At 29.8% G+C, this 14340-nt stretch carries 5 protein-coding genes, 3 rRNA genes and 1 pseudogene; 1 reads left to right on the top strand and 8 read right to left on the bottom strand.

Annotated elements, in window-relative coordinates; translation table 11 throughout:
- Positions 1-13: 13 nt before the first annotated feature.
- From rrf to AOQ89_RS01330, 3 genes are all read right to left on the bottom strand, one after another.
- Positions 14-129 (bottom strand): 5S ribosomal RNA (gene rrf, locus AOQ89_RS01320).
- A 35-nt stretch (positions 130-164) separates the two neighbouring features.
- Positions 165-3092: ribosomal RNA gene (locus tag AOQ89_RS01325) — 23S ribosomal RNA — on the bottom strand.
- Between the two features lie 84 nt (positions 3093-3176).
- Positions 3177-4753: ribosomal RNA gene (locus AOQ89_RS01330) — 16S ribosomal RNA — on the bottom strand.
- Together the 16S, 23S and 5S rRNA genes form the textbook arrangement of a ribosomal RNA operon.
- A 167-nt stretch (positions 4754-4920) precedes the next feature.
- On the opposite strand from AOQ89_RS01330, the gene AOQ89_RS01335 reads away from it, so the two are divergent.
- On the top strand, positions 4921-6606 hold the full coding sequence (locus AOQ89_RS01335; protein ID WP_080872637.1) for a proline--tRNA ligase: 1686 nt from the start codon (positions 4921-4923) through the stop codon (positions 6604-6606).
- Here the strand turns inward: AOQ89_RS01335 and tilS are convergent.
- The 5 genes and pseudogenes from tilS to lpxA all read right to left on the bottom strand — a co-directional run bounded on the left by tilS (position 6603) and on the right by lpxA (position 14335).
- The gene (tilS, locus tag AOQ89_RS01340; RefSeq protein WP_080872639.1) at positions 6603-8018 is read right to left on the bottom strand and encodes a tRNA lysidine(34) synthetase TilS; all 1416 of its coding nucleotides are present in this window, start codon (positions 8016-8018) and stop codon (positions 6603-6605) included. The genes AOQ89_RS01335 and tilS overlap by 4 nt on opposite strands.
- A pseudogene (locus AOQ89_RS01345) lies at positions 8005-8960 on the bottom strand (acetyl-CoA carboxylase carboxyltransferase subunit alpha). Before AOQ89_RS01345 ends, tilS begins: the two are co-directional and overlap by 14 nt.
- Positions 8961-8968: 8 nt before the next feature.
- Entirely contained in the window at positions 8969-12418 is a 3450-nt protein-coding gene (dnaE, locus tag AOQ89_RS01350; protein ID WP_080872641.1) for a DNA polymerase III subunit alpha, read from the bottom strand.
- The gene (gene lpxB / locus AOQ89_RS01355; RefSeq protein ID WP_080872643.1) at positions 12409-13524 is read right to left on the bottom strand and encodes a lipid-A-disaccharide synthase; all 1116 of its coding nucleotides are present in this window, start codon (positions 13522-13524) and stop codon (positions 12409-12411) included. Before lpxB ends, dnaE begins: the two co-directional genes overlap by 10 nt.
- Positions 13525-13546: 22 nt before the next feature.
- Positions 13547-14335 (bottom strand): acyl-ACP--UDP-N-acetylglucosamine O-acyltransferase, encoded by a 789-nt coding sequence (lpxA, locus tag AOQ89_RS01360; protein ID WP_080872645.1) that lies wholly within the window; start codon positions 14333-14335, stop codon positions 13547-13549.
- Positions 14336-14340: the final 5 nt, after the last annotated feature.

Below are 14340 nucleotides of genomic sequence, written 5' to 3' on the forward strand. Positions count from 1 at the left end.
TTGAATAAAAATTGTCCGGCAATTTCCTACCCTCGCATAAAAGAAATTTACACTACTATCGGCACTACGATATTTAACTTCTGAGTTCGGAATGGTTTCAGGTGGATCAATCGCGTTATATTTACCAAAACAATTTTTATTCGATAAACAATTTATATATTCACGAGGTTAAGCCTCACGGATCATTAGTATCGGTTAGCTGAACACTTCGCAGTGCTTACACATCCGACCTATCAACGTCATAGTCTTTAACGTTCCTTAAGAAAACTTAAAGTTTTTGGGAAGACTTATCTTGAAGTAAGTTTCCCGCTTAGATGCTTTCAGCGGTTATCTTTTCCGTACATAGCTACCGGGCAATGCCATTGGCATGACAACCCGAACACCAGAGGTACGTCCACTCCGGTCCTCTCGTACTAGGAGTAGCTCTTCTCAATCTTCCAACGCCCATGGCAGATAGGGACCGAACTGTCTCACGACGTTCTAAACCCAGCTCGCGTACCACTTTAAATGGCGAACAGCCATACCCTTGGGACCTACTTCAGCCCCAGGATGTGATGAGCCGACATCGAGGTGCCAAACACCGCCGTCGATATGAACTCTTGGGCGGTATTAGCCTGTTATCCCCGGAGTACCTTTTATTCGTTGAGCGATGGCCCTTCCATACAGAACCACCGGATCACTAAGACCTGCTTTCGCATCTGCTCGAGCTGTCGCTCTTGCAGTTAAGCTAGCTTATGCCTTTACACTAAACTCGCGATTTCCAAACGCGATTAGCTAACCTTTGTACTCCTCCGTTACTCTTTAGGAGGAGACCGCCCCAGTCAAACTACCCACCAGACACTGTCTTCAATCCGGATAACGGATTAGAGTTAGAATATCAAATGTTAAAGGGTGGTATTTCAAGGTTGACTCCGTACGAACTAGCGTTCGTACATCACAGTCTCCCACCTATCCTACACATTAAAATTCAATACTCAATATCAAGCTATAGTAAAGGTTCACGGGGTCTTTCCGTCTTGCCACGGGTACACCGCATCTTCACGGCAAATTCAATTTCACTGAGTCTCAGGTGGAGACAGTCTGGCTATCATTACGCCATTCGTGCAGGTCGGAACTTACCCGACAAGGAATTTCGCTACCTTAGGACCGTTATAGTTACGGCCGCCGTTTACCGGGGCTTTTATCAAAAGCTTTTTCTTTCGAATAACTTCATCAATTAACCTTCCGGCACCGGGCAGGCTTCACACTGTATACTTCCATTTTCATGTTTGCACAGTGCTGTGTTTTTAATAAACAGTTGCAGCCAGCTCTTATCTTCGACTGGTTTCAGCTTAAAAAGTATATTTTCTTACTTACTTCCAGCGTGCCTTATCCCTAAGTTACGGCACTATTTTGCCTAGTTCCTTCACCTGAGTTTTCTCAAACGCCTTAGTATTCTCTACTTAAATACCTGTGTCGGTTTGGGGTACGATTAAATATAAATTGTGCTTAGAGGATTTTCTTGTAAGCATAGCATTAATTCCTTCATTACTTTTTTAAAGTAACTCGTATTTGCGTCTCAATGTAGTAAAATACGGTTTTTCCTATATTTTCATCTACTCGCTTAAACTGGGTAGTCCAAAACCCAGAGAATCTAGCTTTCTTCGTCCCCCCATCGCATTTATACTTAGTACAGGAATATTAACCTGTTATCCATCAACTACGCCTTTCGGCCTCATCTTAGGATCGACTTACCCTGCTTCGATTAACGTTGAACAGGAACCCTTATTCTTTCGGCGAGCAGGTTTTTCACCTGCTTTATCGTTACTTATGTCAGCATTCGCACTTCTGATACTTCCAATATATTTTTCAATATATCTTCTACAGCATACAGAACGCTCCCCTACCCAACAAATAGATTGTTGTCACAGCTTCGGTGTATAATTTAGCCCCGTTATATCTTTCGCGCAAGATGACTAAACCAGTGAGCTATTACGCTTTCTTTAAATGATGGCTGCTTCTAAGCCAACATCCTGGCTGTTTTTGCCTTCTCACATCGTTTCCCACTTAATTATAACTTAGGGACCTTAGCTGGTGATCTGGGTTGTTTCCCTTTCCACGACGGACGTTAGCACCCGACGTGTGTCTCCTATAATAGCATTCTTTGGTATTCGAAGTTTGCATTGGATTGGTAGTCCAGTATGAACCCCTAACCAAAACAGTGCTCTACCCCCAAAGATGAATTTATAAGGCGCTACCTAAATAGCTTTCGGGGAGAACCAGCTATCTCCCGGTTTGATTGGCCTTTCACCCCTAACCACAAGTCATCCGCTAATTTTTCAACATTAGTCGGTTCGGTCCTCCGATTGGATTTACCCAATTTTCAACCTGCTCATAGTTAGATCACCGGGTTTCGGGTCTATATCCTACAACTTATACAACATACATCGCCCTTTTAAGACTCGGTTTCCCTACGGCTTCCTTTTTTATAAAGTTAACCTCGCTATAGAATATAAGTCGCTGACCCATTATACAAAAGGTACGCAGTCACGCTAAAAAAAAAGCGCTCCTACTGCTTGTACGTATACGGTTTCAGGTTCTATTTCACTCCCCTATCAGGGGTTCTTTTCGCCTTTCCCTCACGGTACTTGTTCACTATCGGTCAGTCAAGAGTATTTAGCCTTAGAGGATGGTCCCCCTATCTTCAAACAAGATTTCTCGTGTCTCGTTCTACTCTTTTGAGAAAGAAATACAAAAATTTTCGAATACAGGGCTATCACCTTTTTTAGCTAGATTTTCCAAGTCTATTCTTCTAATTTTTGTACTTCTTATTTCTCTGGGCTGTTCCCTTTTCACTCGCCACTACTAAGGGAATCTCAAATTTGATTTCTTTTCCTCAGGTTACTAAGATGTTTCAGTTCTCCTGGTTAGCTTTACTAAACTATTTTTTCATTTAGTAATAATACTTTTTTTAAAGTATTTGGTTTCCCTATTCGGAAATCACCGGATAAATATCGTTTCTTATCAACTTTCCGATGCTTATCGCAGATTAGCACGTCCTTCTTCGCCTTTGACTGCCAAGGCATCCACCATATACGCTTATTCACTTAACCTCGTAATATATAAATTGTTTTATTAGAATTTGCTAGTCAATTAAATTGTGTAGACAATAATTTTTTTCGTATCTTTTAAAAATGTAAGGAGGTGATCCAACTGCAGGTTCCCCTACAGTTACCTTGTTACGACTTCACCCCAGTCATGAATCACAAAGTGGTAAGTGTTTTCCAAGTAAATGGTTAAACTGCTTGCTTCTTTTGCAACCCACTTCCATGGTGTGACGGGCGGTGTGTACAAGGCCCGAGAACGTATTCACCGTGCCATTCTGATACACGATTACTAGCGATTCCGACTTCATGGAGTCGAGTTGCAGACTCCAATCCGGATTACGACATATTTTATAAGTTTTGCTAATTCTTGCGAATTCGCTTCTTTTTGTATATGCCATTGTAGCACGTGTGTAGCCCTACTCGTAAGGGCCATGATGACTTGACGTCATCCTCGCCTTCCTCCGATTTATCACCGGCAGTCTCTTTTGAGTTCCCGACTAAAAAAAATCGCTGGCAACAAAAGATAAGGGTTGCGCTCGTTGCGGGACTTAACCCAACATTTCACAACACGAGCTGACGACAGCCATGCAGCACCTGTCTCAGAGTTCCCTAAGGCACTAAAGCATCTCTGCTAAATTCTCTGGATGTCAAGAGTAGGTAAGGTTCTTCGCGTTGCATCGAATTAAACCACATGCTCCACCGCTTGTGCGGACCCCCGTCAATTCATTTGAGTTTTAACCTTGCGGTTGTACTCCCCAGGCGGTCGATTTAACGTGTTAACTTCGAAAGCTACAGTTTTAAAAACATACTACAACCTTCAAATCGACATCGTTTACGGCGTGGACTACCAGGGTATCTAATCCTGTTTGCTCCCCACGCTTTCGTGCATGAGTGTCAGTATTCGTCCAGGGGGTCGCCTTCGCCACTGGTATTCTTCCAGATATCTACGCATTTCACCGCTACACCTGGAATTCTACCCCCCTCTACGATACTCTAGTTTGTTAGTTTCAAATGCAGTTCCTAAGTTAAGCTTAGGGATTTCACATCTGACTTAATAAACAACCTGCGCACTCTTTACGCCCAGTAATTCCGATTAACGCTAGCACTCTCCGTATTACCGCGGCTGCTGGCACGGAGTTAGCCAGTGCTTCTTCTGTAGGTAACGTCAAGTTTTTAGCATTTTTAGTACTAAAAACCTTCTTTCCCACCGAAAGTGCTTTACAACCCTAAGGCCTTCTTCGCACACGCGGCATAGCTGCATCAGGGTTTCCCCCATTGTGCAATATTCCCCACTGCTGCCTCCCGTAGGAGTCTGGACCGTGTCTCAGTTCCAGTGTGGCTGATTATCCTCTCAGATCAGCTAGAGATCGTAGCCTAGGTAAGCCATTACCTTACCTACTAGCTAATCTCGTCTGGGTTCCTCAAAAGGCATAAGGTCAAAAAATTGATCCCCTACTTTAATCATTTTAAAAAATGATTTTATTCGGTATTAGCTATCGTTTCCAATAGTTATCCCAATCCTTATGGCAGATCCCCAGATATTACTCACCCGTTCGCCGCTCGCCGGCAAAAAAAGAAATAAATCTTTTTTTCCGCTGCCGCTCGACTTGCATGTGTTAGGCTTGCCGCCAGCGTTCAATCTGAGCCATGATCAAACTCTTCAATTTGAAATTTCGTACTAACAAACAATTTTTGTAGATACAATAGCAGTATTGTCTACACGAAAATTTTATATTTTAAAGAACTAAAAATATTGCTATAGTATATAGCAAAATTTTATAATAGAGTCAAATTTTTATTTGATAAAATTAAATAGTATCGAAAAAAAAGCTATATGAAAAAATCTACTAAAACACTTCCTATTTTTACTAAAAAAACTTCTTATGCTACAAAAAAATTAGATAGTTATCAAATTATGGTAGATTCTGGAATAATAAAAAAATTTTCCTCTGGAATATACTATTGGATGCCTTATGGATTAAAGATACTAAGAAATTTAAAAAAAATCATTAGAAAAGAAATTAATTCAATAGGAGGTTTAGAAATTTTAGCTCCTTTAGTTCAAAAAGCAAACATTTGGGAAAAGACAAATAGATTAGTTAAATATGGAAAAGAATTAGCAAAATTTACAAATAGAGAAAACAAATTATTTGTTATTAGTCCTACAAATGAAGAAGCATTTACATTGCTTGCTAGAGAAATGATAAAATCTTATAAGGATATGCCTATGATTTTATATCAAATTCAAACAAAATTTAGAGATGAAATAAGATCTAGATTTGGTCTTATACGTTCTAAAGAATTTATCATGAAAGATGCTTATTCTTTTCACACAAATGTAAAATGTTTAGAAAAAACCTATAAAAAATTTTTTGAATCATATAAAAATATTTTTTCTATTTTAAATTTGCGTACTGTATCTGTAAAAGCAGAAAGTGGAATTATAGGTGGAAACAAATCTCATGAATTTTATGTTTTTTCTAAAAAAGGAGAAAGTAGTATAATAAAATTCAAAAAAAAATACTATAGTAAAAGTTTTTTTATAAAAAAAGTACTTAGCAGTAAAAAAACAAAAAAATCTTTACAAACTATTAGTACTAAAGAAGTACTTAGTATAGAAAATTTTTCTAAAAAATTTTCTATTCCTTTGAAAAAAATTTTAAAATTTAATTTTTTTACTTATAGAAAAAATAATAATGCTAAAATAGTTGGTATTGGATTAAGAGGAGATACAGAAATAAGTCTGTCTAAATTAAAAAAAGTTTTTCAATGCTCAAAAGATGCAAAAATTATGAAAGACGAAGAAATAGAAAAATTATTTAGAATTCCTGTTCAATTTGTAGGTCCAATAAACTTAAGTATTCCATTTTTTATAGATTATAAGGCATTTTTAATGAAAGACTTTGTTTCTGGATCAAATAGTTTTGGAAAATATTTATCAGGAATAAATTGGAAAATAGATACTTGTATTCCTCAAGTAGAAGATTTAAAAAAAGAAGTAGAAAAAGAAAATTCTAATGAAACAAACTTTTTTATAAAAAAAGGAATAGAAATAGGACATATTTTTCAAATAGGAACCAAATACTCTAAATTTTTAAATGCGTTTTATACAGATAAATTTAGTAAAAAATTTCCAATTTTTATGGGATGTTATGGAATTGGTATTACTAGATTAGTTTCAGTAATTGTAGAAAAAAATTATGATTCTAAGGGAATTATTTGGCCTAAAAAAGTTTGTCCTTACAAATTTGCTATTTTACCTACTAAAATGTCTAAAAAAATAGAAAATTTTTCTAAAAAAGTTTATTCAATTTTAAAGAATAAAAAAATTAAGGTTTTATTTGACAATAGAAATAAATATTTCGGAGAAAAGTATGCAGATTTAGATTTAATTGGCATACCAAAAATTATTATAGTGAGTGATAGACTTATTAAGTACGAACAAATAGAATTAAACGACAGAATAAAAAAAGAAAAAATAATTCTTAAATTAGAAGAAATGGAAAGTTTTTTTATTTAATTTTGTATACTATTTATCCAAGTAAATTCTAAAGATTTTTTACTTTTTTTGTTTTTGCTATTTTTCGTTGCAAATTTTCCAACAGCTCCCATAAGTATTTTATTGTAGTACACTAAAGGAATGTATTTTCTTTCCCAAGGTGGAATATTAAATTTTTGAAATATACTTTTTATTTTATATTTTTTTTTTTCTTTTAAAAGATAAATAGAATTTTTAGGGAATATATTAATTTTTATAAGTATTTTTTCGTTTTTTTTAGGACAACGAATATTTAATTTGTTGTTGGTATTTTTTTTATTCTTATAAACCGTTCTTTTTTTTTTAAAAGATTTTTTTAGTTTTCCTATTTTCATAGGAAGGTTGATTTTTTTATTGTTTTTTAACCAAAGAATAGAAAATTTTTTTTTTATACTATGCAAATGAAATGGAATAATATAAAAAAAATTTTTAAATTTTTTAATACAAAAATTTTCAATTTTAAAACAGCATTTATTATCTTTTTTTGAATTTGCCATTTCTTCCCATAAAAGACCTATTTTTTTGTACGAAATATGCAATTTATTCATTTTCAACCAGAATCTTAGTATTGCTATCCTATCAAAATTTTTCATAGAAGATATTTTTATGATATCTATAATTTTTTTTGTAGAAATCATACTTTTAATTTTTTTTTTATAAATAGAGCTAATAAGATTTTCTTGTTGAGAACATATTTTTGTTGTTCTATATACAGATTGATTAAAAAATTTCCATCTTTTTCGTATTATTGGAAGAATTTTTATTCTTAAAAAATTTCTATCATATTTCAAATCAAAATTACTTTCATCTTGTATCCATCGTAATTTGTATTTTTTTGCATATTCATTAATAAATTTTTTTTCTATACTAATCATAGGTCTTAGTATATTAATTCCATACAGTCCATTTTTCTTTATCATTCCAGAAAGACCTAATGTACCACTTCCTCTTTTTAAAGCAAGAAAAAAAGTTTCTACTTGATCATCTAAATGATGTGCAGTAAGTAAGATTTCTTTTTTGAAAATTATTTTTTTAAATTCTAAATATCTTAATATTCGTAATTTTTGTTCTGAATATGAAATACTTGGATTTTTTTCTATTTTTGTAGAAACAAAATCTATACTTCTTATTCTGCATTGTTCTTCACAATGCTTTTTCCAAATTTCAGAATTTTTACTAATTGTATGATCTACATAATGAGCTCTAAATTGTACTTTCTGTGAATTATAACTTTTTAGTACGATAGATATAATATCCAAAAGTACTGTTGAATCTATTCCTCCACTAAATCCCAATAAAAATTTCTTATTAGAAGAAAAAATTTTTTTTAGTTTTTTTTTTAATTTTTTTAGAGTATACTGAAAAAAAAGAGTATTTTTTTTATCTACATCCATATTTCATAATTTTTTCGTATCTTATTTTGATAAGTTTTTTAATTTTAATTTTTTTTAAATTTTGTAAATCTTGCAATATTTTTCTTTTTAAAGAATAAAATACAGAATAATAGTCTTTATGCGCTCCACCAATTGGTTCTAATACGATATCATCGATTAGTCTTAATTTTTTTAACCTTTTTGCAGTAACTCCCATTGATTCAGCTGCTATAGGAGCTTTACTAACGTCCTTCCATAATATTGATGCACATCCTTCTGGAGAAATAACTGAATAAGTACTATACTCTAACATATTTATTTTATCACCTATACATATAGCTAAAGCTCCTCCAGATCCTCCTTCTCCTATAATGTTGCATATTATGGGAGTTTTTAGTTTTGACATTTGAAATAAATTATTTGCAATTGCTATCGCTTGTCCTCTTTCTTCTGCTTCAATTCCTGGATACGCACCAGGAGTATCAATAAAAGTTAATAAAGGTATTTCAAATTGTTCTGCTAGTTTCATAATTCTTAAAGATTTTCTATATCCTTCTGGATAAGGCATGCCAAAGTTTCTATGTATTTTTTCTTTTGTTTCTCTTCCTTTTTGATGTCCTATAATCATAACTGATTCTGATTCTAACCTTCCTATACCACCCACAATAGATTGATCATCTGAATACAATCTATCTCCACAAATTTCATCAAAGTCTTCAAATATATTATTTATATAATCCAATGTATGAGGTCTCAAAGGATGCCTAGCTAATTGTACTATTTGCCAATCAGTTAGATTAGAAAAAATTTTTTTTGTTAATTCACTTTTTTTTTTTTTAGTTTTTCTATTTCTTTACTAATTTTAGAATCAGAAAAACTATTTTTTTTGCAAAATCCAACTAAAGAATTTATTTTCTCTTCTAATTCCATTATTGGTTTTTCAAAATCTAAAAATTTTTTCATAAATTTTCCTATTTAAAGATCATTTCTACATTTTTTTTTCCAAATGCAATAAAAATGTTTTCTAATAGAGAATTAGTAACTTGAATACTATAATTTTTTTTACTGACGAACTTTTTAAAAGTACAGAAATTTTGTTGATCTATAAAAGATATTTTTGTTTTTCCAGAAACAAAATCTTTTAAAAAATTTTTTAAAAAATAGATAGATTCTTTTTTTCTATTTTTTACAAATGTAATACGTATTTCTTTAAGATATTTTTCTCTTATTTTTTCTAATGTTGTAATTTTATCACATAAAAATATTTTAGAATTATTTTTTTCTATTTTTTGTGATTTATGATAAATTGCTAAAATAATTCCTTTTTTTATGAAATTTTGATAATTATTGTATTTTTTTTTAGAAATAAAAATACTTTTTTTAGATAAAAAAGTATCTATTTTAATAAAATAGAATTCTTCTCTATAAGAATTCCATTTTTTTCTTATAAATTCAATTATTCCAAATAAAATTTTTTTTTTTTTTATTTCATTTTTTTTAGTGTAAATTTTAATTTCTTCTAAAAAAAATTTTAGAGGATGTCCTGTTAAGTACATTCCTGTAGAAAGTTTTTCATATTTTAACTTTTTTGATTCACTCCAAAAATCGGTATGATTTATTCTTACAATAGGAAAATATAAATTGTTTTCATTTATAGGAAACATTTCTTTTTGTTTAGATAACATGGATTTATTTTTTTGATTTGCGTAACAGATAGCAAATCGTATAGAGTTTATTAGTTCCAGTCTATTTTTTTTAAATGTATCAAATGCTCCGGAAAAAATTAGTTGCTCTAAAGTTTTTTTAGTAATTTTTTTCATATTAGTTCTTTCACAAAAATTAAAAATTGAAGAATAAAATCCATTTTTTTTTCTTTCTTCAATGATAATTTTGGCAGAAGACTTTCCAATTCCCTTAATTGCTCCTAAACCAAATATTATTTCTTTATTTTTTGTTATATCAAAAAAATAGTGACTTTTATTTATATCTGGAGGTAAAACTGTGATATCCATTTCTTTGCAATTCTCTATCAAAGAGACAATTTTTTTTGTATTTTGTATTTCTGAATTCATTACAGATACTAAAAACTCTTTTGGATAATTAGATTTCAACCATAAAGTTTGGTACGAAATGTAAGCATACGCTGTAGAATGTGATTTATTAAATCCGTATCCAGCAAATTTTTCTAATAATTCAAATATTCTTTTTGAAAATAGTTTTTCAATTCCTAGATTTTTTGCTCCTTTTTGAAAAAAAATGCTTTCTTTTTGCATAATTTTTTTATCTTTTTTACTAATAGCTCTTCTTAAAATATCTGCTCTAGATAAGGTATATCCTGCAACAGTTTGAGCTATTTTCATAACTTGTTCTTGAAATACTATAATTCCATATGTATCTTTTAAAATTGGTTTTAGTAAATTACTATTCCAATTTTTTTCTGGATAGTAAACTTTTTCTTTTTTATTTTTCCTATTTATATAGTTTTCTACCATTCCTGATTGTAAAGGTCCTGGACGAAATAAAGCAAGAAGAATAATAATATCTTGAAAACAATTTGGACAAAATTTTTTTATCAGTTTTTTTATTCCATATGATTCTAATTGAAATATTCCTACTGTATTAGCTTTTTGTAGATTTAAAAAACTTTTTTTATCCGATAAATTGAATTCTTTAGATTTTAGAGAAAAATATTTATTTGTTTTTTTTTGAATAATTTTTTTTGCTAAATCTATAACTGTTAAAGTTTTTAATCCTAAAAAATCAAATTTTACTAAACCGATATTTTCAATATCTTGTTTATCAAATTGTGTTATGATTGCATTGCTATCTTTATCTAAATATACGGGGCAAAAATTAGTAATTTTAGTTGGAGAAATAACTATGCCTCCTGCATGTTTTCCTACATTTTTAATTGTACCTTCTATTTTTTTTGCCATATTGATAATTATTTTTGCTTCTTCATCATTTTGATAAAGTTCTAAAAAACTTTTTTCTGTATTCAGAGCTTTACTAATAGTAATTCCAAAATCGTTAGGAATCATTTTTGAAATTTTATCTACCATAGTATATGGATATCCTAAAATTCTTCCTACATCTTTAATAGCTGATTTTGCTGTTAGACTCCCAAAAGTAACGATTTGTGCTACAGAAAATTTTCCGTATCTTTTTATGACATGCTCTATTACTAAATCTCTTTTTTTAACACAAAAATCTATATCAAAATCAGGCAAAGAAGTCCTTTCTTTATTTAAAAATCTTTCGAATATTAAATCAAATTTTATAGGATCCAAATCTGTTATATACAAACAAAATGCAACTAAAGATCCTGCTCCTGATCCTCTTCCAGGACCAACGGGAATGCCATTTTTTTTCGCCCAAATTATAAATTCCATAACAATTAAAAAATAACTAGGAAACTTCATAGAATTGATTACTTTTATTTCATAGTTCAGTCTCTTTATATATTTTTCTTTTATTTTTTTTATAGAATTTTTTGAATATAAGGAAGATAGTCTTTTTTTAAGACCTTTATGTGCTAATTGGTACAATAGTTTTTCTGGAGAATAATTTTTATACGTAAATTTTGGAAGAAAATTATCTTTAAAATTCATAAATACACTGCATCTTTTAGCAATTTGAACACTATTTTCTAATGCTTCAGGAATATCAAAAAATAGTTTTTGCATTTCTTCCTGACTTTTTATGTATTGCTGTGGAGTATACTTTTCTCTTTTTTTTACTTCTTGCAAAGAAATATTATTTCCTATTGCTATTCTTACTTGATGTGCCTCAAAATCTTCTGATGAAATAAATCTTACGTTATTTGTAGCTACTACAGGAATTCCTTGAATTCTTGCTAATTCTAATGCGGATGTTATATATTTTTCTTCTATTTCTTTTCCTATTCTAGTAATTTCTATATAGAAATTATTATCGAAATGTTTTAAAAAAATACTTAAATATTTTTTAATACTAATTTTTTTTTCTTTTATAATATAATCTGCAATTTCTCCTTTGTAAGATCCAGATAAAATTATAATTCCTTCTTTATATTTTATAAGCCAAGAATACTGTATTTTATAAGTAGAAGAAAATCCTTCTATTTGTGCTTTTGAAATTAATAGTATGAGATTTTTGTATCCTGTATTATTTTTGGCAATCAATGTAATTTCAAAATCTCTATTATTCTCAATGCATCCCATAATTAAAAAATCTACTCCAACTATTGGTTTGATACCATTTTTTATGGATTGTTTGTAGAACTTTATCCACCCAGAAAGGCTATGAAAATCTGTAATTGCTAACGATGGCATTTGATAACTGCATACTTTCTTAATAGCAGGTTCTATTTTAACTAATCCATCTATCATAGAATAATCTGTATGTATCTTAAGATGTATAAATTTTGTTTTTATAGACATTTTTTATTTTTATATATCATAGATATTATGGAAAAAGCCAATTTTTTATTAGTATTTCTAAGAATTGACTTATGTAATTTAGTAAATTCTTTTTTCATGCTATCTATTTTTTTTTTATTAGAAAGAAGTGTAATTGTTTCTTTAAATAAATTTTTATAACAAAGACGAAATTGCACAAATTCCTTAACTATTTTTTTTTTAGCTAAAATATTTGGAATAGATATCCATTTTATTTTTATTAACATTCTTACTATTAAGTAGGAAAAAAAATTCATTTTATAACCTACTATCATAGGACATTTAGCAAGCATACATTCTAAGGTAGCAGTACCGGAAGTTACCAAAGCAAAATCTCCAGATAGAAGAACTTCTTTAGAAAATTGTACTATCTGTACTGAAAGATCGGGAGTAATTTTATTTTTTTTATTTATAATTATCTTTTTTATTTCTTCTGTTCCAAATAAAATAAAAATTTCTATTTTTTTGATTTTTTTTTTTAAAAGTTTTGCACACTTTAAAAAAGTAGGTATAACATATCTGATTTCTTGCTTTCTACTTCCTGGAAGAATCAGAAGACGAAAGTTTTTTTTTTCTTTTTTCTTGTAATAAATAGGATAATTTTTTGCTAAACAATGTCCAACAAATTCATAAGGAATGCTGTAATTTTTATATATTTCTTTTTCAAATGGAAATAAAAGAAATATTTTATCTATAAATTTTTGCATATTTATAATTCTTTTCTTTCTCCAAGCCCATACTGTAGGGCTTACATAATGTACTACAGGTATACCAAACTTTTTAACAATTTTTTCTATTGAAAAATTAAATTCTGGAAAATCAATTCCTATAAATATATCTGGTTTTATTTTTTTTATTTGATTTATTATATTTTTTCTTATTTTTAAAATTTTTTTCAAACTAAAAAAAACTTCAAATATCCCCATTATTGCGAGATCTTTAGTATTATACCAAGACACCATGTTTGTTTTCTTCATTTCTTCCCCAGAAATTCCAAAAAATTTTACATTTGAAAGATATTTCTTTATTTCAGAGATTAGTTGAAAACCGAGAATATCTCCAGATTTTTCTCCAACTACTACTACAATTTTATAATTTTTTTTTTCATTACTATCTAATGATCCCTCTTTTTGATTTTTTTAAAAATTGTAAAAATTTTTCTATAATACTATTCTCTTTAGATAAACGCATCAATTTGTATTTTGCTTGTTGTAAAGAATTTCCTTTTTTATACAATATTTGGTATGCTTTTTTTATAATAAATAAGTCCTTTTTTTTAAATCCCCTTCTCTTTAATCCTTTAATATTTAGCCCATATTCAGTAGCATGATTTCCTTGTACTATCAAATACGGTGGTACATCTTTTGTAACTCCTGAACAACCTCCTATCATAACGTTAGTTCCAATTAAGCAAAATTGATGTATTGCAGTCATACCTCCAATAACTACATGATCTTCTATAGTTACGTGTCCACCCAAAGTGGTGTGATTTGCCATAATACAATTATTTCCTATAGTACAATCATGAGCTATATGAGAATTAACCATCAAAAGATTATTATTTCCAATTTTTGTAATACCGCCTCCTTGTTTTGTACCCCTATGTATTGTAACACTTTCTCTAATTTGATTATTATTTCCTATTTCTACATAAGTTTTTTCTCCTAAATATTTTAAATCTTGATTAATTTCTCCTAATGAAGTAAAAGAATATATCTGATTTTTTTTACCAATTTTTGTAATACCATCTACTACTATATGAGATTTTAAAATTGTTTTTTCTCCAATTTCTACTTTTGCTCCGATAAAACAAAATGGTCCTATATAAACTTCAGAGCGTAAAACAGCTCCTTTTTCTACAATAGAACTAGGATGTATAAAAACAGAACTATCAATCATTTTGA

Source organism: bacterium endosymbiont of Pedicinus badii, assembly GCF_002075085.1.
Classification (GTDB): Bacteria; Pseudomonadota; Gammaproteobacteria; order Enterobacterales; family Enterobacteriaceae; genus PRUG.

Excerpts from the sequence above, each read along its gene's own strand:
- tilS (WP_080872639.1), bottom strand. The coding sequence starts at position 8,018 with ATGGATGTAGATAAAAAAAATACTCTTTTTTTTCAGTATACTCTAAAA.
- dnaE (WP_080872641.1), bottom strand. The coding sequence starts at position 12,418 with ATGTCTATAAAAACAAAATTTATACATCTTAAGATACATACAGATTAT.
- lpxA (WP_080872645.1), bottom strand. The coding sequence starts at position 14,335 with ATGATTGATAGTTCTGTTTTTATACATCCTAGTTCTATTGTAGAAAAA.
- AOQ89_RS01335 (WP_080872637.1), top strand. The coding sequence starts at position 4,921 with ATGAAAAAATCTACTAAAACACTTCCTATTTTTACTAAAAAAACTTCT.